Source organism: Bariatricus sp. HCP28S3_A4, from assembly GCF_052066395.1.
GTDB lineage: Bacteria > Bacillota > Clostridia > Lachnospirales > Lachnospiraceae > Allocoprococcus.
This window is the reverse complement of record NZ_JBQHSE010000007.1, coordinates 24081-44996: the sequence shown is the minus strand read 5'-3', so window position 1 is coordinate 44996 and position 20916 is coordinate 24081. Positions and strand designations below refer to the sequence as shown.

The window sequence follows — 20916 nt, the reverse complement described above, 5'->3', positions numbered from 1 at the left end:
AACAAAAGATGAAAAGAGCAGGGGGAATATTACTTCCCATTACAAGCCTTCCGTCCAAATATGGAATCGGGGCATTTTCGAAAGAGGCGTATGAATTTGTAGATAAACTTGCAGAGGCGGGACAGTCTTACTGGCAGATACTCCCACTGGGACCGACCAGTTACGGGGATTCACCATACCAGTCCTTCTCAACCTTTGCGGGGAATCCGTATTTTATCGATCTTGAGGCGTTGATCGAGGAAGGGGTGCTGACCAAAGAAGAATGTGACGCCTGTGATTTTGGAGATGATCCACAAAGTCTAGATTATGGGAAGATTTACAAAGAAAGATTTAAACTTCTTTATAAGGCGTATGAGCGTAGCAAAATTTATGAAGTGCCGGAATTTCAGAAGTTTATACAGGAAAATGCTTTCTGGCTGGATGACTATGCGCTCTTTATGGCAGTAAAGGAACGCTTTGACGGAGCTGCGTGGAATGAATGGGCTGAAGATATCCGTCTCCGTTGGGGATTTGCGCTTGATTATTATCGGGAAAATTGTTATTTCGAAATTGAATTTTATAAATATCTGCAGTTTAAATTCCTGCAGCAGTGGACAAAACTGAAAGAATATGCAAATAATAAGGGGATTAAGATCATTGGTGATATTCCGATCTATGTTGCGTTTGACAGTGCGGATGCATGGGCGAATCCGCAACTCTTCCAGTTTAACAGTGACAATCTGCCGGTTGCTGTGGCAGGCTGTCCGCCGGATGCATTTTCCGCTACGGGTCAGTTGTGGGGAAATCCGCTTTATCGCTGGGATTATCATAAGAATACAGATTATGAATGGTGGACACGAAGAATGGAGCACTGCTACAGGTTGTATGATGTAGTGAGAATCGATCATTTCAGAGGTTTCGACGAGTATTATTCCATTCCGTTTGGCGATGAGACGGCAATGGGCGGCCATTGGGAGAAAGGACCGGGGATGGATCTGTTCCGGACTTTAGAGCGGAAACTTGGGAAGCGGGAAGTGATCGCGGAGGATCTTGGGCTTATGACCCCATCCGTAGAAAAACTGGTAGCAGACAGTGGTTATCCGAATATGAAGGTATTGGAATTTGCATTTGAACCGGACGAGGATACGGGATATCTTCCGCATTCTTATGACAGAAACTGCGTGGTATACACGGGAACGCATGACAATGATACCCTTCTTTCATGGTTTGGGACACTCACGGAAGAACAGAAAGAATTCCTTTTTGAATATATCGATAAGGAAGTCGGTGAGGAAGAAATCAACTGGGAGATCATTAAGCTCGCGATGATGAGCAGTGCAAATCTTTGCGTGATCCCGCTGCAGGATTATCTGGGACTTGGAAATGAGGCAAGGATCAACAAGCCTTCTACGCTCGGATGTAACTGGAAGTGGCGTCTAAAAGAAGGACAAGTCACAGATGAATTGTTAAAAGAAATCAAAAAATTGACAATCAGGAGTTTCCGTACCGAAAGACCGCGAAAAGAAGTTGTTGAAGAAACAGAATCAGAAGCGGAAAATACGGCGGAAACAGAAATGGAAGAAGAAAAGAAAGTAGAAGTATAACTATAAGAAGTTTAACAGGAAGGCAAAATCATGCGTCCGATTATTTTTCATATTGATGTGAATTCTGCATATTTAAGCTGGACGGCTGTGGAACAACTGAAAAATGGGGCGGCGCTTGATCTTCGTACGATACCGGCGATTATTGGCGGGGATCAGAAGTCCCGCCATGGTGTTGTTCTGGCAAAATCCATTCCGGCGAAGAAGTTCGGAATCCGCACCGGGGAACCGGTAGCAAATGCCATGCGGAAATGTCCGAATCTTCATATGGAGCCGCCGGATCATAAACTATACCATAATTATAGCGAAAAACTGATGGAATTCCTGCGAGGATACACGAAGGAGATCGAACAGGTCAGTGTGGATGAATGCTATATGGACTTCACCGGAATTGCAGGAAAATATGCTTCTCCGGTGGCGGCCGCTTTTGAAATTAAGGACAAAATATATGAGATGTTTGGATTTACGGTGAATATCGGAATTTCCAGCAACAAACTGTTGGCAAAGATGGCATCGGATTTTGAAAAACCAAACCGGGTCCATACTTTATTTCCGGAAGAGATCCGTGTGAAGATGTGGCCGCTTCCGGTGCAGGATCTCTTTATGGCAGGCAGAGCAAGTGTGGAAACGCTGCAAAAACTGGAAATTTCCACGATTGGAGATCTGGCACAGACGGATCCTTCAATTCTGGAATTGCATTTGAAGAGTCATGGACGTATGCTCTGGGAATTTGCAAACGGAATGGATGACTCTTCCGTACAGTCTGAGGAGACCGCGGCAAAAGGAATCGGAAATTCTACGACGTTACCGCAGGATGCAGTTACCCGCGAAGCGGCAGTGAAGGTGCTTTACGAACTCGTACAGAGTGTGGGAAGAAGACTGCGCAAAGCCGGCAAGAAAGCAAGCATGGTGAGCACGGAGATTAAATACGCGACGTTCCAGAGTGTATCCCATCAAAAACAGCTTGCGCGCCCATCTGATGAAGATCAGGTGATATACGAGGAGGCCTGCCGGCTGTTTGACGAACTCTGGAGTGGAGAACCGATCCGGCTTCTCGGTATCCGATCGTCTAAGCTTATGGATAGCGGACAGCCGGAACAGATTAGTATGTTCGATGCAGAGTTTGTTGCAGAACAGACGAAAAGAGCGAAGCTGTCTGAAAAGCATAAGAAATTGAATACTGCAATGGAGAGCATTTGCAAACGCTACGGGAAGGATGCCGTTGTAAAGGCAAGTGATCTGGCGAAAAAAGAGGCGAAGTGACGTTGATGGATGTGACAAATAGAAGGTCATTCCTTGACACTGGTACTTCGCCTGCGTTATAATCAAGTGATATGTATCAATCAGGAAGGAGCAGTTTTTCAAATCATGAAATTTCAAGACAAAGAATTTATCCCGGTACTTTTGGGGGGCGATATCAACACATACAGTGTTGCGCGTGCTTTTTATGAACAATACCGGGTAAAGACATATATATTCGGAAAATTCCCAACGGGACCAAGCTATAACAGTAAGATCATCGAATATCATCCGAACCCGAAGATCGATACCGATGATTATTTCCTTAAGACGGTTAATCATTTTGCAAAAAAACATGCGGATAAAAAGATTGTCCTGATCGGATGTGGGGACAGTTATGTGGCTTTGATCAGTAAGCATAAGAGCGAGCTTGCTGACAATATCATTGCTCCGTACATTGATTTTGAACTGATGAACAGCCTGCAGCAGAAAGAGACATTCTATAAGCTCTGTGAAAAGCACGGGGTGGATTATCCGGGCACTTTGATTTACGATGCATCCATGGGAATGGATTTTGAGATGAATTTCCAGTTTCCGGTGATTCTGAAACCATCGGATAGTATCCAGTATTGGGAGCATGAGTTTGAAACACAGAATAAAGTCTATACGATCAAAGACAGGGAAGAGTTGGAGCGCGTGATTGGTCAGATCTATGGTGCCGGCTATACAGATAAGCTGATTATCCAGGATATGATTCCGGGAAATGATGAATACATGTATGTATTGACTTCCTATTCGGATCGGAACGGAAAAGTGAAGATGATGTGTCTGGGACATGTTCTTCTGGAGGAGCATACTCCGCACGGCCTGGGAAATCATGCGGTGATCATTACGGAGCCGAATGAAGAACTGATGATGAAAGTGAAGAATCTTCTGGAAGACCTGCATTATGTTGGATTCTCCAATTTTGATATCAAGTACGACAAAAGAGACGGCAAATTTAAGTTCTTTGAGATTAATACACGGCAGGGAAGAAGTAATTATTATGTGACGGGATCCGGATTCAATGTGGCAAAATATATTGTTGAAGAATATGTTTACGGCAAAGAATTAAAGCTTAAACTGGCCAAAGATGAACATCTCTGGATGGTTGTTCCGAAAGCAGTCGCATTTAAATATGTGAAAGAAGAGGCGAACAAAGCAAAACTCAGAAAGCTGATTAAAGAGAAGAAAATGGTAAATCCGGTTTTCATGAGAGGAGATTTGAAGCCAAGACGTTTCCTTGCGATGGCGAAGACACATCTGAGTCACTTTGTGAAGTTTAAAAAGTATTACAGTTAATAATCCGAATAGAAGCGGACAGAATTAATAAAACGGACAGGGGAGATGCGTATGGTGAAGAAATTAGGAGTGATCGGCGGAATGGGGCCGGAAGCGACAAGCTTTTTCTATGCGAGAGTCATAGCAAGAACCAAGGCGGCAAGTGACCAGGAGCATATTGACATGGTGATCTTAAGTCATGCTACGATGCCGGACAGAACGAAGGCAATTCTTACCGGACACAAAGAGGAATTTCTGAAGGCGATTACGAAAGATGCCCGTGATCTGGAGAAGCTTGGGGTTGCGAACATTGCAATTCCCTGCAATACTTCCCACTATTTCCTGAAAGAGATCCAGGCGGCGACGAAGGTTCCGATCATCAACATGGTGGAAGAAAGCGTACGCTATGTGACGGAACAGCATCCGGATGTGAAGAAGATTGGTATTATGGGAACAGACGGCACCTTGCAGGCAGGCACCTATTATCGCGCATGCGAACGTCGCAGCATTGCGGCTGTTTCGCCGCGGAGCGATGCGCAGCGGGAGGTTATGTCACTGATCTACGATGATATTAAAGGCGGTAAGACCGGAGACAGGGCGAAATTTGACTGTGCATATAACGATCTGATGGAACAGGGATGTGATGCTGTTATTCTGGCATGTACAGAGATCTCTGTTTTTAAAGAATACTATCAGGTACCTGTCAACTGTCTCGATGCTATGGATGTTCTGGTAACGGAGTCCATCCTCCGCTCGGGAGCTCAGATCAGATAGGCGAAGGAGAACTGGAAGGAGAGGCTACAGATGAAGAAATATACATTGGAAGCTTACGCGCAGCTTCTTCAGAATGCGCGGATGATGAAGGAATTTTATTCCTGTGGAAAAGAAGATGCACAGATTGAATACCTGACCTATGACTCGAGAGAAGTTGTGGAAGGAACATTATTCATCTGCAAAGGCGCCGCATTTAAAGCGGAATATCTCGACGCCGCGATCCGGAAGGGGGCGGTGGCTTATGTGAGCGAGGTGAAATATGATACGGAAGTAGATGTGCCGTATTTCCTGGTTGACGATATCAGAAAAGCAATGCCGTATCTTGCGGAGAAGTTCAACAATGCGCCGTGGAAATCACTCAATATCGTGGGAATAGGCGGAACAAAGGGAAAATCCACTTCTGCATATTACATGAAAGCAATTGTGGATGATTACATGGAAGCAACCGGTGGAAAAGAGAGTGCGGTCATTTCTTCGATTGATATTTATGATGGCGTGATCAAGAAAGAATCACATATTACGACGCCGGAGGCGGTGGAATTGCAGGAGCATTTCCGTCATGCTGTTGAGAGCGGAATTTCTTATGTGGAGATGGAGGTATCCTCTCAGGCGCTGAAATATAACCGTGTTGATAATATGATGCTGGATGTGGGGATATTTCTTAATATTTCCGAAGATCATATCAGTCCGATCGAACATCCTGATTTTGAAGACTATTTTGCTTCTAAGCTTAAAATATTTGCAAAGGCAAAGAACGCAGTGGTCAATCTGGATGCGGATTTCGCTGACCGGATACTGGAAGCGGCAAAGGCAAGTGAGCGGGTGCTGACATTTAGCACTAGGAATCCGGAGGCGGATGTTTACGGGTATGACATTCAGAAAGACGGTCATGAGATCGTATTTATGGTAAAAACAGCAGAGTTTGATGAAGAATTCCGTCTGACTATGCCGGGACTTTTCAATGTGGAAAATGCGCTTGCCGTAATCGCGGCATCCATACTGCTCGGTATTCCGAAGGAGTATATGCACAGTGGACTTTACCGTGCAAGATCCAGCGGACGAATGGAACTGTATGCGAGCAAGGATAAGAAGCTGATTGCAGTCGTGGATTATGCACACAACAAACTCAGTTTTGAAAAGTTGTTCTCTTCTACGAAGGATGAGTATCCGGACTATGCGATCGTTTCTATTTTTGGCTGTCCGGGCAAGAAAGCCTACATTCGAAGAAGGGACCTTGGAACGGTTGCTGGGCAGTATTCGAAGAAAGTATATTTGACGGCGGAGGATCCGGGATACGAACCGGTGGAAGACATTTCCAAAGACATTGCGCAGTATGTAGAAGCGCAGAACTGTCCGTATGTTATGATCGAGAACAGGGGAGAGGCAATCAAGGCCGCGATGGATGAAGCGGAAGGAAAGACAATCCTTCTGATCACCGGGAAGGGAAATGAGACGCGTCAAAAATACGGATGTGAATATCTGGATTGTAAATCAGATGTACAGTATGTAAAAGAACTGCTTGCAGAGTATGATAAAACGCATTAGTAAAAACAGGAAGTGCCTTTCTAAGCACTTCCTATTTTAAAATGCGTAGCAATCCTTCGATCCTGTCATATAATATAAGTATAGAGCACTGTCGGTATCATTTTAGAAAGAACGGAAATCTGCAGAACTCTCATACAGTTCGTGAATCAGAGAAACCAGTTCGGAGACGAAATCGGCGGTTCGGTCCATCTTGTCGTGCGCCACATTGAATTCTACAATATCACAGGCGATCACGGGAAGTGCAGGCAGAAGTGTGCGGAACATTTCCATAACTTCCGCCTGATTGAATCCACCGGGAACCGGTACGGATACGCCCGGAATCAGTTCCGGATCCATGGAATCAATGTCAAAACTGATATGAACAGCGGACAGGTGCGAAAATCGGCCGATTATTTCGGTCAGACACTGGGAAAGACCCTTGGCACGAACCGCGCCCCATGTATAATAGCGTATGTGAAGCTGATCCAGAAAAACTTTCTCCGGCGGATCGATGTCGCGAAGCCCGATCATGATGATATTTTCAGGTTTTAGTTTCGGTTGTTCGTCCAGAAAATGGGTCAGACGTTTCTCGCCCATACCAAGCAGTGCGGCAACCGGCATGCCGTGAATATTGCCGGTTACAGTTGTCTCATCCGTATTGATGTCCGGATGGGCGTCAATCCAGAGAAGGCCGGTATCGCCGCCTGAGGTACGGCGGGTATATACACTGGAAGCGGAGACGGAGCCCATGGCCGCGCTGTGATCTCCTGCGATAAAAAGTGGGGTATCCCCTTTGGAAAGTACCTCATATCCATAGGAAGCAATGCTCTCGCAAGTGGCAGCGACGCTGTTCAGATTTTTGAGCTGAAGCAGCCCCTCTTCCTCTTTCTTGATTTCCGGGATGAGAGGAAACTGTAAATTAGGATAATGTGCGTTTAAGTACGCAAGACTTCGAATCAGTCCGGTGTCACCAACCCCTAGGTGAATCGGACACCCATACATGTGCAACATAAAAACCTCCATAACAAAAGGACAGTATGTCCTGCTGATAGAAGTATAGCAAATTGGAAGCAGAAACACAAGGGGCGAAGGTTTGTTAGAAAAGAGGTTTTGTATGAAGCTTGTAAATCTGACAGGACAATTGGAATATGCGGTGCTTAGGGCCCCATGCCCGCTTGCAGAGATTGAGATTACCGGAATCTCTTATGATTCCAGAGAGACGAAAGAGGGAGAACTGTTTGTATGTCTGGCGGGGAGCAGGGATGACGGCCACCGGCATATCAGTGAGGCACGCATAAGAGGCGCCGTGGCAGTTCTTGTAGAGAAGCTGGTGCTGGATAAAGAAATTCTGCATATTCCTGAGGGGATGGCGGTTCTCCTTGTGAAGGACACGAGGGAAGCATTGGCTTATATCAGCGCTGCGTATTTTCAATATCCGGCCAGAAAGCTGAAGGTAATTGGTGTGACCGGAACCAAGGGGAAAACGACAGTTGCCAGCCTGATTTTTCAGATGCTGGAGGCACTCGGACATCGGGCGGCGCTGATGGGCACGATCGGGACCGTGATCGGAGAAATGCAGATCCCGGAGAAGAATACAACGTATGAATCCTTTACCATTCACCAGTATTTTGCTAAAATGGTAGAAATGGGATGCGAATATGCAGTCATGGAAGTATCTTCGCAGGGAATCAAGTGGAAACGGATCGAAGGAATTGAATTTGAAATTGGTATTTTTACCAATTTTGGAGAAGATCATGTGGGAGCGCATGAGCACGCAAGTATTGCGGAATATCGGTATTATAAATCTTGTCTGTTTCGTCATTGCAGGATTGGAATCGGCAATCTGGACGACCGGAATTGCGGATTTATGTTTAAAAGAGCAACCTGCAGAAAATATGGTTTCACCACAATGCGGGACGGCGGAGATCATATACTTGCTGCATCCGGAATTTCGTTTGGAATGGAAGAAGAGGGCCCTGTGAGCAGATTTACGGCGGATGGGACAGAATTTACTATGGAGATGCCGGGAATGTTTAATGTCTATAATGCGCTGGCAGCGCTTCAGGCAATCCGGTGCCTGGATCTTGATATCAGCCAGGCAGCAGAGACGCTTAGAAAAGCGCATGTAAAAGGAAGAATGGAGAGAATCCTCGTTGAAAAAAACATCGCTTGCTATATAGATTATGCGCACAATGCGATGAGTCTCCAGTGTGTGCTTACGACGCTGAAAGTGTATCAGCCCGGAAGAATCCTGCTGGTATTCGGGTGTGGAGGAGAAAGGGCTGCCTCACGCAGACTGGAGATGGGAAAAGTGGCAGGACGGCTGGCGGATATGACGATCATCACGTCAGATAATCCCCGGGAGGAAGAACCGATGCAGATCATTCGGGAGATTCTAGAAGGGATGGAAATGACAAAGGGAATGTATCTGGTAGAAGAAGACCGGAAAAAAGCGGTTTCGCTGGCAATTTCCATGGCGGAACCGGGAGATATCCTTGTCATTGCCGGAAAGGGACATGAGTCCTATCAGGAAATCGGTTCGATGCGGTATCATATGGATGACAGGGAACTTGTGCTCGAAGCAATCAAAAAAAGACATCAGACAGAAAGTGAAGAAAAATAGGATGTATGCAGATATTATCATAGATATTACAAATGAAAAACTGGATCGGATCTTCCAATATCGGGTACCGGAATGGCTGGAACAAGTTCTGCATGTCGGTATGGAAGTCGTGGTTCCTTTTGGAAGAGGAAATCATGAAAGGCATGGATATGTGGTTGGTTTTTCAGAAACATGTGACTATGAACCGGATAAGATGAAAGAAATACTAAGACCTGCAGAGAAAAGTGTAGCAATTGAATCGCATCTTGTAGAACTTGCGGCCTGGATGAAGGAACAGTACGGAGGGACCATGATTCAGGCACTTCGGACGGTTCTGCCAATCAAGAAAACAGAAAAAGCCAAACAACAGAGGATCATAAGAAGGCTGATTTCTGTGGAGGAGGGACGTGCGAGGCTGGAGGAATACCGGCACAAGAATCAGAAGGCGAGAGCACGGCTGATGGAGGCACTTCTGGATGATGAAGAAATTGATGCGTCGCTAGTCATGAAAAAACTGAATATCACACAGGAAGTAGTGCGCGCGCTGGAGAAACAGAATGTACTGGAAGTCTATTCAGAGCAGATCTACCGAAATCCGGTCAAGAAGACGGAGAGGGAAGAAAAGACCGTTGTGTACACAGAGGCGCAGAAGGCAGCCATTGAGACATTCCGGGAAGATTACCGGAAAAAGGATTATCACACCTATCTGCTGTACGGGATCACGGGAAGCGGGAAGACAGAAGTATATATGGAAATGATCCGGGAAGTGGTAGCTGGCGGCAGGCAGGCAATCGTGCTGATTCCGGAGATCGCACTGACGTATCAGACCGTCATGCGGTTCTGCCGCCGGTTCGGAAGCAGGGTTTCAATCATGAATTCCCGACTTTCGCCGGGGGAGCGGTATGACCAGATGATGCGTGCGAAGAATGGGGAACTGGATGTGATGATCGGACCGAGATCAGCCCTTTTCACACCATTTCCCGATCTTGGCCTGATCGTGATCGATGAGGAGCATGAGTCGGCTTACAAAAGTGAACAGGTTCCCCGGTATCATGCCAGAGAGACTGCGGAAGAGCGAGCAAGGCTGGAAGGAGCAAGTGTCGTGCTTGGTTCGGCCACTCCGTCACTGGAAGCATTTTACCGATGTCGGAAAGGAAAGTATCGTATGCTGGAGCTTCCCGGCCGGACAGAAGGAAGTCTGCTTCCGACGGTGGATGTGGTGGATATGCGTGAGGAAATGTCGGCAGGAAACCGGTCCATTCTCAGCGACCGGCTGCACAGCCTGATGGAGGACCGGCTGAAAAAAGGAGAGCAGATAATGCTTTTCCTGAATCGGAGAGGATATGCAGGATTCCTTTCTTGCAGGTCTTGCGGATATGTAGTAAAATGTCCTCATTGTGATGTTTCACTTGCAATTCATAAAAACGGCAGGATGGTCTGCCATTATTGCGGGTACGAGCGGGCACAGGTAAAGGTATGTCCTTCCTGCGGGTCGCCCCATATCGGTGGTTTCCGCGCAGGTACGCAGCAGATTGAGGAACTGGTGAAACGGGAATTTCCGGAAGCAAGGGTGCTCAGAATGGATCTGGATACCACCCGCAGCAAGGAAGGACATGAGAAGATTCTGTCGGCATTTGCCGGAGAAGAGGCAGATATCTTGATCGGCACGCAGATGATCGTGAAAGGACATGATTTTCCCAACGTTACTCTTGTGGGTATTCTGGCGGCAGATATGTCTCTGTATTCGGACGATTACCGTTCGGCGGAGCGAACCTTTGAACTGCTCACGCAGGCGGCGGGAAGAGCCGGAAGAGGACGCAAAAAAGGGGAAGTCGTGATCCAGACTTATAGTCCGGATCATTACAGTATCCAGACTGCGGCCAGGCAGGATTACAGAGCATTCTATGAGGAAGAGATGAATTACCGGGAACTCATGGGGTATCCACCGGCAGAACATCTGCTGGCGGTATTGCTTTCCGGTGAAGATGAAGCACTTCTGGAAAAAGGTGCACATTATCTGAAGGAGTATGCGCTCCGTGTGTCCAGAGGAACCCGTTCTAAGATTATCGGCCCCGCCAGTCCTTATGTGGGAAAAGTGAAAGATGTGTACCGCAGAGTGCTGTATATTAAGGATGAATCTGGCAATGTGCTGGTTGGAATTAAAAATAAAATGGAACAATATATTGAGGTCAACAGTGGATTTGCAAAGATGAGGATTCAGTTCGATTTTGACCCGATGAACGTATTTTAATGAGAAGTGGAGGATGTAAAATGGCAATCAGAACAATCAGAGAAATGGGAGATGACGTATTAACAAAGGTTTGTAAGGAAGTCCCGAAGATGACACTTCGGACAAGGATCCTGATCGAGGATATGTTGGACACAATGTACCAGGCAGCCGGAGTGGGACTTGCGGCACCGCAGGTGGGAATTCTGAAACGAATCGTCGTGATCGATGTAGGAGAAGGACCGATCGTGATGATTAATCCGGAGATTCTGGAGACTTCCGGAGAGCAGACCGGAGAAGAAGGATGCTTAAGTGTTCCGGGAAAAGCCGGTGTGGTAACCAGACCGAATTATGTGAAGGCACGGGCACTTAATGAAAACATGGAAGAGTATATCATTGAAGGTGAGGAACTTCTGGCGAGAGCAATCTGCCATGAACTGGATCATCTGGATGGGCACCTTTATGTGGAAAAGGTTGAGGGAGAGCTGCACGATACGAATTATGAAGAAGAATAGGAAACTTGTATCATTCGATGAAAAGAAGGAGGATTGAAATGAGAATTATATTTATGGGAACTCCTGATTTTTCGGTCGGGACACTGGAGGCGCTGGTCGAGGCCGGTCATGAAGTGGTTCTTGCGGTCACACAGCCGGACAAGCCGAAGGGACGAGGAAAGGAAATGCAGTTCACACCTGTGAAGGAATGTGCGCTGAGACACGGGATTCCGGTATTCCAGCCGAAAAAAGTGCGTGATCCCGAGTGTGTGGAAGAGCTAAAGAAATATCAGGCGGATGTCTGTGTTGTAATCGCATTTGGACAGATTTTGCCGAAAGAAATTCTGGAAATGACCCCATATGGGTGTATCAATGTTCATGCATCCTTGCTCCCGAGCTATCGGGGAGCAGCGCCGATCCAGTGGGCTGTCATCCGGGGAGAAAAAATATCCGGTGTGACGACCATGCAGATGGATGAAGGTCTTGATACCGGAGACATGCTGGAAAAGACCGAGATTATTCTGGATGAGAAAGAAACCGGGGGCAGCCTGCACGACAAGCTTGCCGAGGCAGGGGCAAAGCTCTGTGTTCATACACTGGACAAATTGGTCCAAGGGGACTTGACGCCACAGAAACAGGGGGAGAGTCCGACGGAATACGCAAGAATGCTGGATAAAAAGCTGGGTGATATCAACTGGGAACAGTCCGCGGTTGAGATTGAACGGCTGATCCGGGGACTGAATCCGTGGCCGAGCGCCTATACAGACTGGAATGGGAAAACGATGAAGATCTGGGAAGCAGACGCGGTACCGGGAGAAAATACAGAAAAAGCTCCGGGCACGATTACGGATGTGACGAAAGATGATTTTGCCGTGCAGACCGGAGACGGTCAGCTGCGCGTGCGTGCGCTTCAGATTCCGGGGAAAAAGCGGATGGAAGCAGATGCCTTTTTAAGAGGGTATCAGGTAAAAGTGGGGGAGCATTTGGGATAAGGAGGAATTAGTGTGTATTATCCAATGTATTTTGATTCAACCTATGTACTTGTTTTGATCGGAGTGGTTCTTTGTATGGCCGCTTCTGCGAAAGTGAATTCGACTTATGCAAAATTCAGCCGCGTAAGGAACCATGCGGGGATCACCGGGGCAATGGCTGCCCAACAGATTCTTAGACAGTCTGGGATTTACGACGTCCGTGTGGAACGAGTTTCAGGAAAATTGACCGATCACTATGATCCGTCCAATAAGGTACTCAGACTTTCTGATTCTACGTATGGTTCCACATCGGTTGCAGCTTTAGGGGTAGCTGCCCATGAATGCGGACATGCCATTCAGCACGCGACCCATTATGCACCTTTGAGTATCCGGGGGGCGTTGGTGCCGGTGGCAAATTTCGGATCCAGTATTTCATGGCCTCTGATCATTGTCGGCCTGTTTATGCGCGGGGATATGGCGGCTTTTCTGATCAATATCGGAATACTGCTGTTCTCAGCGGCTGTACTGTTCCAGATCGTTACACTTCCGGTTGAAATCAACGCTTCCAGAAGAGCAATGAATATTCTGGAAGGGACAGGGATGTTGTATCCGGATGAGGCAGGTAAGGCAAGATCGGTACTTCGCGCAGCGGCGCTCACTTATGTGGCAAGCGCAGCATCTGCGATCCTGCAGCTTCTGCGTTTATTGATCCTTACGAGAGGACGAAGAAACGATGACTAAAGAAATCAGTGAAAGAGAGCTTGCGCTGGCGGTTCTGCTGGAGATAGAACGCGGCGAAAAGAGTCATATCGCGCTTAGACAGGTGCTGGAAAAGTATCAGTATCTGGGAAAACAGGAACGTGCCTTCCTCACCAGATTGTGTGAGGGGACGACGGAGAGAAGGATAGAACTGGATTATATTATCAATCAGTTTTCAAAAGTTAAAACTGATAAGATGAAACCGGTTATCCGTAATCTTTTAAGGTGTGCGGTTTACCAGATGGAATATATGGATCAGGTGCCTACAAGTGCGGCGTGCAATGAAGCGGTCAACCTGGCGGTAAAAAAGGGATTCAAGAGCTTGAAGGGATTTGTAAATGGCGTGCTTCGCAACATTGCGAGAAATCTGGAGAAAATTTCATATCCAGATGAGAATAACACAGCGGAATACTTTTCGATAAAATATTCGCTGCCGCTATGGATCGTGGAACAGTGGCTGGCTGATTATGGAAAGGAACAGACCGAGCAGATTCTGCAGAGTTTCTATCTGGAACGTCCGACAACGATCCGGGTGAATGAAAACAGAATGTCACGAGCGGAACTGAAAAAGAAGTTGGAAGAAGAAGGGGTGACAGTGGAAGAACATTCACAGGTCGCCTCTGCACTCTTGATTTCCGGATATGATTATCTCGGAGCGCTCGAGAGCTTTCGAAACGGAGCATTTCAGGTGCAGGATGCTGCTTCGATCCTGGTGGCAGAAAGTGCCGGGATCAAGAATGGTGATTACGTGATCGATGTGTGTGCGGCTCCCGGAGGGAAAGCCCTTCATGCAGCACAGCTTCTGGAAGGAAGCGGACACGTGGAGGCGCGGGATCTGACGGAGAATAAGGTGGAACTGATCCGGGAAAATATCTGCCGTATGGGATTTGAAAATGTTGAAGCTATTCAGCAGGATGCAACGGTGTACGATGCTGCATCGGCACTGAAAGCGGATGTCCTGATCGCTGATCTGCCGTGTTCCGGTCTCGGAGTTCTCGGAAAGAAAACAGATCTGAAGTATAAGATGACACCGGAACAGGAGAAGGAGCTCGCAGAGTTGCAGAGAGAAATTCTGGCTGCGGTTCATGATTATGTGAAGCCGGGAGGGACGCTGGTCTACAGTACCTGCACGATCTGGCGGTCAGAAAATGAAGAAAATACGAGATGGTTTCTGGAATGTTTTCCGGAATATTCGTTGGAAAATGAAAAGCAGATTTTCCCGTCCAGAGAAACGGACGGATTCTATATTGCCGTGCTGAAACGCAGGGCGGGAGGACAGTAGAATGGAAGAAATGCTACAATCAAAAAAGGATATTGCTTCGTTCACGCTGGATGAATTGAAAAATGAGATGAAAGAGATTGGGGAAAAACCGTTTCGCGCCGGTCAGATTTACGAGTGGCTTCACAAAAAGCTTGCAGATCGCTTTGATGAGATGACGAATTTATCGCTTTCACTCAGAGAAAAGCTGGATCAGAATTATGAGATCCGAAAAGTGGAGATGGTGCGGCGACAGATCTCGAAAATCGATGGGACAAACAAGTTCCTTTTCTGCCTGCAGGATGGCAACATGGTGGAGAGCGTGCTGATGAAATATAAGCACGGGAATTCTGTCTGTATTTCGTCACAGGTGGGATGCCGTATGGGATGCCGTTTCTGCGCGTCTACGCTGGATGGTCTGGAGAGGAATCTGACACCTTCGGAAATGCTGCGCCAGATTTACCAGATTCAGAAGATCAGCGGGGAGAGAGTTTCCAATATTGTTATCATGGGAACGGGAGAACCGCTGGATAATTATGACAATTTCCTGAAGTTTATTCATATGATTAGTGATGAACATGGATTAAATATCAGTCAAAGAAATATCACTGCTTCAACTTGCGGAATTGTGCCGAATATTTACCGGCTCGCGGATGAGAAACTTCAGATCACACTGGCTCTTTCCCTGCACGGCTCTACGCAGGAAAAGAGGAAAAGTCTGATGCCGGTGGCAAATAAATATGATTTGGAAGAAGTACTGAGGGCATGTGACGATTATTTTCGGAAAACCGGGCGAAGGATCACATTTGAATACAGCCTGGTTCACGTAGTTAATGATACGGAAGAAGACGCAGGCGAACTGATCCGGATTTTGAAGGATAGAAACTGCCATTTGAATCTGATTCCGGTGAATCCGATCAAGGAGCGAAATTACGAGAAACCGGATAAAAAAAGTGCCGCGAAATTTAAAAATAAGCTTGAAAAAAGCGGGATAAATGTTACTATAAGAAGAGAAATGGGCTCTGATATAGACGGGGCATGTGGACAGTTGAGACGTAAGACAATGCGAGGAGTATGATTATGAAGATATTTTCCATGACAGACGTGGGAAGAAAACGCGAAATTAATCAGGATTATGTGTTTGCTACTGATGAGCCGCTTGGAGTACTGCCGAATCTTCTGGTTGTGGCAGACGGAATGGGTGGACATAAAGCGGGAGATTTTGCTTCCAAATATACGGTGGAGGTTCTGGAGGAGGAACTGAAGCATACATTAAAAGAAGGACCGGAGGAAGTGTTGCTTGATGCTGTACAGACAGCGAATCACAAGTTGATTGAAGCGGCGGGCAAGGATATCAAACTGGAAGGTATGGGAACTACGCTCGTTGTGGCGACGGTGATCGATCATACACTTTACTTTGTTAACGTTGGTGACAGCCGTCTGTATTTGATCAACAAAGATATCAGACAGTTATCCAGAGATCATTCTCTGGTTGAAGAGATGGTAAGACTTGGCGGGATTAATGAAGAAGAGGCAAGGAACCATCCGGATAAGAACATCATCACAAGAGCAATTGGTGTGAAGGAGAACGTGGAGGCGGATTTCTTTGAATTCAGCCTGAAAAAGGGAGACACGATTCTTATGTGTACCGATGGACTATGCAATATGGTGGATGATGAAGAGATTTTTGCAATTATTAAGGGGGCAAGAGATATTGTTGAGGCGGGGCGCACTTTGATCGACCGCGCCAATGAAAATGGGGGAAAGGACAATATCGGTGTCGTTTTGGCACAGCCATTTTCTAATGAGGTGAGTATATGGTAAAAGATGGTATTTTCCTGAGTAACCGCTACGAGGTGCTGAGTAAGATCGGCGCTGGCGGTATGGCGGATGTTTACAAGGGACGCGACTGCATGCTGAACCGGTATGTGGCGATCAAGGTATTGAAGAAAGAGTATAGAGAAGATGAGAATTTTGTAAGGAAATTCCGCTCGGAAGCTCAGGCTGCGGCAGGACTTCAGAATCCGAATATTGTCAATGTTTATGATGTGGGTGAAGACCGGGGACTTTACTATATGGTAATGGAGCTGGTGGAAGGAATTACATTAAAAGAATATATACAGAAAAAAGGAAGGCTGTCCAACAAAGAGGTTCTCAGTATTTCGATCCAGATGTGTACCGGAATTGAAGCGGCACACAAGCATGAGATCATTCATCGGGATATCAAACCGCAGAATATCATTATTTCCAAAGAAGGAAAGGTAAAAGTAACTGATTTTGGTATTGCAAAGGCAGTATCTTCTCATACCGTCACTTCCAGTGCGATGGGATCGGTACATTATGTTTCACCGGAACAGGCACGTGGCGGCTTCTGTGATGCGAAGAGCGACATATATTCAGTCGGTATTACGATGTATGAGATGGCAACCGGAAAAGTCCCGTTTGACGGGGATTCTACCGTGGCGGTGGCCATGAAGCATCTTCAGGAAACGATGACGCCTCCTTCTGAGATTGTGCCAAGTGTTTCGCCTGCTCTTGAAAAAATTATTTTAAAATGTACGCAGAAGAGCCCGGAGAGAAGATATCAGAATATCAGTCTTCTGATTCAGGATCTGAAGCGGGCGCTGGTGGATCCGGACGGCAGGTTTGTGGATATGGGGCAGGCCTATGATGACGGCAACACCGTCATGATCTCCCAGGAAGAGATGGGGCGTATTCGGAACGGACGTGGTTATGACGAGTATGATGAAGAGTCCTACGATGACGAATACGGCGAAGAAGACGAATCGTACGGTGATGATTATGATGATGATGGGTACGATGACGAGGAAGAAGAGAAATACAGAAGCCGGAAGGGCAGCAGGAGCAATGATGTCAATCCAAGAATGAATAAGATGATGAAGATCCTCACGATCGTAGTCGCTGTGATCATTGTTTTCATTCTGATCTTCGTGATCGGCAAAGCGGCCGGTGTATTTAAATTCGGACCGGGAACAGAAGCAGTGGAAACGGATAGTAAGAATATTGAGGTTCCAAAGCTGGTTGGCGAGAATAAAGAAGTGGCTGATGAGATGTGCAGTAAGCGTAATCTCGTGATGGAAGTAGTGAGTAAGGAGAATTCGGATAAATATCCGGAGAATACAGTGATCCGGCAGAGTATTGAAGCCGGCGAAAAGGTTGCAAAGAAGACCGTGATCGAGGTCGTGATCAGTTCAGGAGAGAAGGAAGTTACGATTGAGAGCGTCGAGGGAATGGATGAAGATGCGGCGAAGAAGACGCTGAAGGCGCAAGGCTTCACAGATTTTACTGTGGATTCTGAATACAGCGATAAGTGGGAAAATGGTGTGGTGATCGGAACGAATCCGGCAGCAGGAGAGAAAGTGACGGTTGATACCAAGATCACACTGATCGTCAGCAAGGGCGCCCAGAAGAAGGATGTTCCGGACCTGAGGGGCAAGACCGTATCTGAGGCACAGAAACTGCTTGCAAGTGCAGGTCTTGAAGATGGTGGCAGCAGTGAGCAGTACAGTGACAAGTATGAAGCAGGCCTCATCATTTCCCAGTCCGTGACACCGGGAAGTAAGGTGAGCTCCGGTACATCGGTAAGCTATGTGGTCAGCAAAGGGAAGAAACCGGCTGATCAGGTGAAGGTTCCGTCTGTAACCGGTAAAGGTCTGGCCGATGCAATCAGTGCACTTTCGGCAAGAGGACTTTTCTATGAGGAAGTGACACAGACCAGTGATCAACCTTCCGGAACCGTTATCTCGGTAGAGCCGGGAGAAGGAACCTCTGTTGATATCGGTTCTACGGTCAAACTGTATGTAAGTGACGGAAGCGGTGGAAACCCCGATGAAGGCAGCGGCGATGAGACTCAGCAGTAGGAAGCTAAAGAAAATGATAGAAGGAACTGTTTTATGCAGGGAAGAATTATAAAAGGAATTGCAGGATTCTACTACGTTTATGACGTAGTAGAATTCGCTGTTTATGAATGCAAGGTGAAGGGGATTTTCCGTAAAGAGAAAATAAAACCGCTGGTGGGAGATCTGGTAGAATATGAAGTCCTTGACAAAGAAGAAGGAACCGGAAATATCACGAAAATACTTCCGAGAAAGAGTGAACTGATTCGGCCTGCGGTTGCGAACATTGATCAGGCACTGGTTGTGTTTGCAGTGACAAAGCCGAAACCGCACTTCAATCTTCTGGATCGGTTTCTGGTAATGATGGAACGACAGGAGATGTCCGTCGTGATCTGCTTTAACAAGCAGGATCTTGCAGGAGAAGAGGAAATAGCAGAATTAAAGGCAACTTATGAATCATGCGGATACCGGGTTATCTTTACGAGTGCTTATAAAGAAGAAAATATTCAGGAAATCAAAGTGGTGTTGAAAGGGAAGATAACGGCTGTGGCCGGACCTTCGGGGGTGGGTAAATCTTCCTTGATCAATTGCCTGCAGGAGAACATCAACATGGAGACAGGGAGCATCAGCCGGAAGATTGAGCGCGGGAAACATACGACACGCCATTCCGAACTGATTCCTGTGGATGAAGATTCATATATCATGGATACACCGGGTTTTTCTTCGCTGTATACCAATGATTTTGAAAAAGAAGAACTGAAATCGTATTTTCCGGAATTCAGGGAATATGAAGGGACATGCAGATTCCTCGGATGTAATCATGTGAGCGAGCCGGGGTGTATGGTCAAGAATGCGCTGGAAGAAGGGAACATTCACCGGACAAGGTACGACGATTATCTAGAGATGTACCGTGAGCTGGAACAAAAGGAGAAAAGGAGATATTAAGAATGGAATATGTATTATCACCTTCCATTTTGTCAGCAGATTTTGCTGTCCTTGGAAATGAGATTCAAAAAACAGAGAGTGAAGGAGCGAAATATCTGCACTTTGATGTGATGGACGGAGTCTTTGTGCCGAGTATTTCTTTTGGAATGCCGGTCCTCAAATCTGTCAGAAAAGTGACCGGACAGGTCCTGGATGTACATCTTATGATCACAGAACCGATCCGATATGTGGAAGAATTTGCAAAGTCAGGGGCAGATATCATCACCATTCATTATGAGGCATGTAAAGATGTGAGAGCAACACTCGCAAAAATACGCGAACTGGGGGTAAAGACAGGAATTTCCATTTGCCCGGAGACACCCGAGACGGTGCTGGAGGAGTTCATCGGAGAAGCAGATATGTTTCTTGTCATGACCGTTCATCCGGGCTTCGGAGGGCAGAAACTGATTCCGGAGACTCTTGATAAAGTTCGGAGACTGAGAAACATGCTGGAAGAAAAAGGAACAGAAACCGACATTCAGGTGGATGGCGGTGTTCATCTGGGCAATGTCCGCGAAATCCTTGATGCAGGAGCCAATGTTCTGGTGGCCGGTTCTGCAGTATTTAAAGGTGACGCGGCTGCAAATACAAGGGAATTTATGGAGAGTTTAAGAAGCTATGAGTAAAACCGTGATTATCACAGGGGGAGCACTGGACGAGGGGTTCGTAGAAAAGATACTTGGCGAAAACGAGGGAGCCTGCATAATCGGTGTAGACAGAGGCGTGGAGTATTTGTACCATCACCAGATCATGCCACAGTATATTGTAGGAGATTTCGACAGCATCGATCCGGAAGTCATCAAATACTACAAAGAAGAAACACATGTGCCGGTACGGGAATATAACCCGATCAAAGACGCATCCGACACAGAAATCGCCATCCGGTTCGGAATCACACTGGGAAGCAAAGAAATCATCATTCTCGGCGCGACCGGCGGAAGGATCGATCACCTCTGGGCCAATGTCCAGTCACTGTCCGTTGCCTGCCAGGCAGGAGTAGAAGCATACATACTGGACCAGAAGAATAAAATCCGGGTGATCGATAAGCCGTGTGTCCTGAAAAAATCAGAAGCATACGGAAAATATCTGTCGATATTTACACTCTCAGGGGAAGTGTTTGACCTGAATTTAAGAGGAACAAAATGGCCGCTTAGTCATCACGCATTAAAGCCGTGTGACAGTCTGACGGTAAGTAATCAGTTCGTCGATGAGATGGTGGAGATTGATTTCCCGTCAGGACTTCTGGTTGTGATGGAGACGAAGGATTAGAGGGGACGGGGCATTTGTCACGCCCGGCATCCTTTGGCGCCCGGAAGAAAATTTGAGG

At 46.7% G+C, this 20916-nt stretch carries 18 protein-coding genes; 17 read left to right on the top strand and 1 reads right to left on the bottom strand.

All coding sequences use genetic code 11. The features are described from left to right. The first annotated feature begins 8 nt into the window (after positions 1–8). The 5 genes from malQ to ACTNBF_RS05355 all read left to right on the top strand — a co-directional run bounded on the left by malQ (position 9) and on the right by ACTNBF_RS05355 (position 6458). The gene (malQ, locus tag ACTNBF_RS05375) at positions 9–1583 is read left to right on the top strand and encodes a 4-alpha-glucanotransferase (RefSeq protein ID WP_441088870.1); all 1575 of its coding nucleotides are present in this window, start codon (positions 9–11) and stop codon (positions 1581–1583) included. 30 nt (positions 1584–1613) lie between these two features. Continuing rightward, positions 1614–2843 (top strand): DNA polymerase Y family protein, encoded by a 1230-nt coding sequence (locus tag ACTNBF_RS05370; protein WP_441088869.1) that lies wholly within the window; start codon positions 1614–1616, stop codon positions 2841–2843. 105 nt (positions 2844–2948) lie between these two features. Next, the gene (locus tag ACTNBF_RS05365; protein ID WP_427808244.1) at positions 2949–4160 is read left to right on the top strand and encodes an ATP-grasp domain-containing protein; all 1212 of its coding nucleotides are present in this window, start codon (positions 2949–2951) and stop codon (positions 4158–4160) included. A 51-nt stretch (positions 4161–4211) separates the two neighbouring features. After that, complete coding sequence (locus ACTNBF_RS05360) at positions 4212–4913, top strand: aspartate/glutamate racemase family protein (protein ID WP_441049281.1); 702 nt, start codon at positions 4212–4214, stop codon at positions 4911–4913. A gap of 30 nt (positions 4914–4943) precedes the next feature. Further along, the gene (locus ACTNBF_RS05355; RefSeq protein ID WP_441088868.1) at positions 4944–6458 is read left to right on the top strand and encodes a Mur ligase family protein; all 1515 of its coding nucleotides are present in this window, start codon (positions 4944–4946) and stop codon (positions 6456–6458) included. Positions 6459–6560: 102 nt separating this feature from the next. Here the strand turns inward: ACTNBF_RS05355 and ACTNBF_RS05350 are convergent, their stop codons facing one another. Continuing rightward, complete coding sequence (locus ACTNBF_RS05350) at positions 6561–7448, bottom strand: arginase (RefSeq protein WP_427820389.1); 888 nt, start codon at positions 7446–7448, stop codon at positions 6561–6563. Positions 7449–7551: 103 nt separating this feature from the next. Between ACTNBF_RS05350 and ACTNBF_RS05345 the strand changes: the two genes are divergently transcribed. From ACTNBF_RS05345 to ACTNBF_RS05290, 12 genes are read left to right on the top strand one after another with little or no spacing between them, the layout of a single operon-like run. Continuing rightward, entirely contained in the window at positions 7552–9060 is a 1509-nt protein-coding gene (locus tag ACTNBF_RS05345; protein WP_441088867.1) for a UDP-N-acetylmuramoyl-L-alanyl-D-glutamate--2,6-diaminopimelate ligase, read from the top strand. Position 9061: 1 nt separating this feature from the next. After that, positions 9062–11290, top strand: coding sequence for a replication restart helicase PriA (gene priA, locus ACTNBF_RS05340; protein ID WP_427808254.1), 2229 nt, complete (start codon positions 9062–9064; stop codon positions 11288–11290). Positions 11291–11310: 20 nt separating this feature from the next. Further along, complete coding sequence (gene def, locus ACTNBF_RS05335; protein WP_427808256.1) at positions 11311–11781, top strand: peptide deformylase; 471 nt, start codon at positions 11311–11313, stop codon at positions 11779–11781. A gap of 38 nt (positions 11782–11819) precedes the next feature. Beyond that, entirely contained in the window at positions 11820–12752 is a 933-nt protein-coding gene (gene fmt, locus ACTNBF_RS05330; RefSeq protein ID WP_427808258.1) for a methionyl-tRNA formyltransferase, read from the top strand. Between the two features lie 24 nt (positions 12753–12776). After that, positions 12777–13472 carry a zinc metallopeptidase gene (locus ACTNBF_RS05325; RefSeq protein ID WP_427808284.1) on the top strand — a complete coding sequence of 232 codons (696 nt, stop codon included), beginning with the start codon at positions 12777–12779 and terminating at the stop codon, positions 13470–13472. After that, complete coding sequence (rsmB, locus tag ACTNBF_RS05320) at positions 13465–14772, top strand: 16S rRNA (cytosine(967)-C(5))-methyltransferase RsmB (RefSeq protein WP_441088866.1); 1308 nt, start codon at positions 13465–13467, stop codon at positions 14770–14772. Before ACTNBF_RS05325 ends, rsmB begins: the two co-directional genes overlap by 8 nt. A 10-nt stretch (positions 14773–14782) precedes the next feature. After that, the gene (gene rlmN, locus ACTNBF_RS05315; RefSeq protein WP_441088887.1) at positions 14783–15826 is read left to right on the top strand and encodes a 23S rRNA (adenine(2503)-C(2))-methyltransferase RlmN; all 1044 of its coding nucleotides are present in this window, start codon (positions 14783–14785) and stop codon (positions 15824–15826) included. A gap of 2 nt (positions 15827–15828) precedes the next feature. Beyond that, positions 15829–16572, top strand: a complete 744-nt coding sequence (locus ACTNBF_RS05310; protein WP_427808262.1) for a Stp1/IreP family PP2C-type Ser/Thr phosphatase — start codon at positions 15829–15831, stop codon at positions 16570–16572. Further along, positions 16566–18629, top strand: a complete 2064-nt coding sequence (pknB, locus tag ACTNBF_RS05305) for a Stk1 family PASTA domain-containing Ser/Thr kinase (RefSeq protein ID WP_441088865.1) — start codon at positions 16566–16568, stop codon at positions 18627–18629. Before ACTNBF_RS05310 ends, pknB begins: the two co-directional genes overlap by 7 nt. A 33-nt stretch (positions 18630–18662) precedes the next feature. Beyond that, positions 18663–19550: a ribosome small subunit-dependent GTPase A gene (rsgA, locus tag ACTNBF_RS05300; RefSeq protein WP_441088864.1), complete on the top strand. Its 888-nt coding sequence runs from the start codon at positions 18663–18665 to the stop codon at positions 19548–19550. Positions 19551–19552: 2 nt separating this feature from the next. Then, positions 19553–20215, top strand: coding sequence for a ribulose-phosphate 3-epimerase (rpe, locus tag ACTNBF_RS05295; protein ID WP_427808268.1), 663 nt, complete (start codon positions 19553–19555; stop codon positions 20213–20215). Next, the gene (locus tag ACTNBF_RS05290) at positions 20208–20858 is read left to right on the top strand and encodes a thiamine diphosphokinase (RefSeq protein ID WP_441088863.1); all 651 of its coding nucleotides are present in this window, start codon (positions 20208–20210) and stop codon (positions 20856–20858) included. Before rpe ends, ACTNBF_RS05290 begins: the two co-directional genes overlap by 8 nt. Positions 20859–20916: the final 58 nt, after the last annotated feature.

Coding starts and splice junctions, on each gene's coding strand:
- malQ (WP_441088870.1), top strand. CDS start 9: ATGAAAAGAGCAGGGGGAATATTACTTCCCATTACAAGCCTTCCGTCC.
- ACTNBF_RS05370 (WP_441088869.1), top strand. CDS start 1,614: ATGCGTCCGATTATTTTTCATATTGATGTGAATTCTGCATATTTAAGC.
- ACTNBF_RS05365 (WP_427808244.1), top strand. CDS start 2,949: ATGAAATTTCAAGACAAAGAATTTATCCCGGTACTTTTGGGGGGCGAT.
- ACTNBF_RS05360 (WP_441049281.1), top strand. CDS start 4,212: ATGGTGAAGAAATTAGGAGTGATCGGCGGAATGGGGCCGGAAGCGACA.
- ACTNBF_RS05355 (WP_441088868.1), top strand. CDS start 4,944: ATGAAGAAATATACATTGGAAGCTTACGCGCAGCTTCTTCAGAATGCG.
- ACTNBF_RS05350 (WP_427820389.1), bottom strand. CDS start 7,448: ATGTTGCACATGTATGGGTGTCCGATTCACCTAGGGGTTGGTGACACC.
- ACTNBF_RS05345 (WP_441088867.1), top strand. CDS start 7,552: ATGAAGCTTGTAAATCTGACAGGACAATTGGAATATGCGGTGCTTAGG.
- priA (WP_427808254.1), top strand. CDS start 9,062: ATGTATGCAGATATTATCATAGATATTACAAATGAAAAACTGGATCGG.
- def (WP_427808256.1), top strand. CDS start 11,311: ATGGCAATCAGAACAATCAGAGAAATGGGAGATGACGTATTAACAAAG.
- fmt (WP_427808258.1), top strand. CDS start 11,820: ATGAGAATTATATTTATGGGAACTCCTGATTTTTCGGTCGGGACACTG.
- ACTNBF_RS05325 (WP_427808284.1), top strand. CDS start 12,777: ATGTATTTTGATTCAACCTATGTACTTGTTTTGATCGGAGTGGTTCTT.
- rsmB (WP_441088866.1), top strand. CDS start 13,465: ATGACTAAAGAAATCAGTGAAAGAGAGCTTGCGCTGGCGGTTCTGCTG.
- rlmN (WP_441088887.1), top strand. CDS start 14,783: ATGCTACAATCAAAAAAGGATATTGCTTCGTTCACGCTGGATGAATTG.
- ACTNBF_RS05310 (WP_427808262.1), top strand. CDS start 15,829: ATGAAGATATTTTCCATGACAGACGTGGGAAGAAAACGCGAAATTAAT.
- pknB (WP_441088865.1), top strand. CDS start 16,566: ATGGTAAAAGATGGTATTTTCCTGAGTAACCGCTACGAGGTGCTGAGT.
- rsgA (WP_441088864.1), top strand. CDS start 18,663: ATGCAGGGAAGAATTATAAAAGGAATTGCAGGATTCTACTACGTTTAT.
- rpe (WP_427808268.1), top strand. CDS start 19,553: ATGGAATATGTATTATCACCTTCCATTTTGTCAGCAGATTTTGCTGTC.
- ACTNBF_RS05290 (WP_441088863.1), top strand. CDS start 20,208: ATGAGTAAAACCGTGATTATCACAGGGGGAGCACTGGACGAGGGGTTC.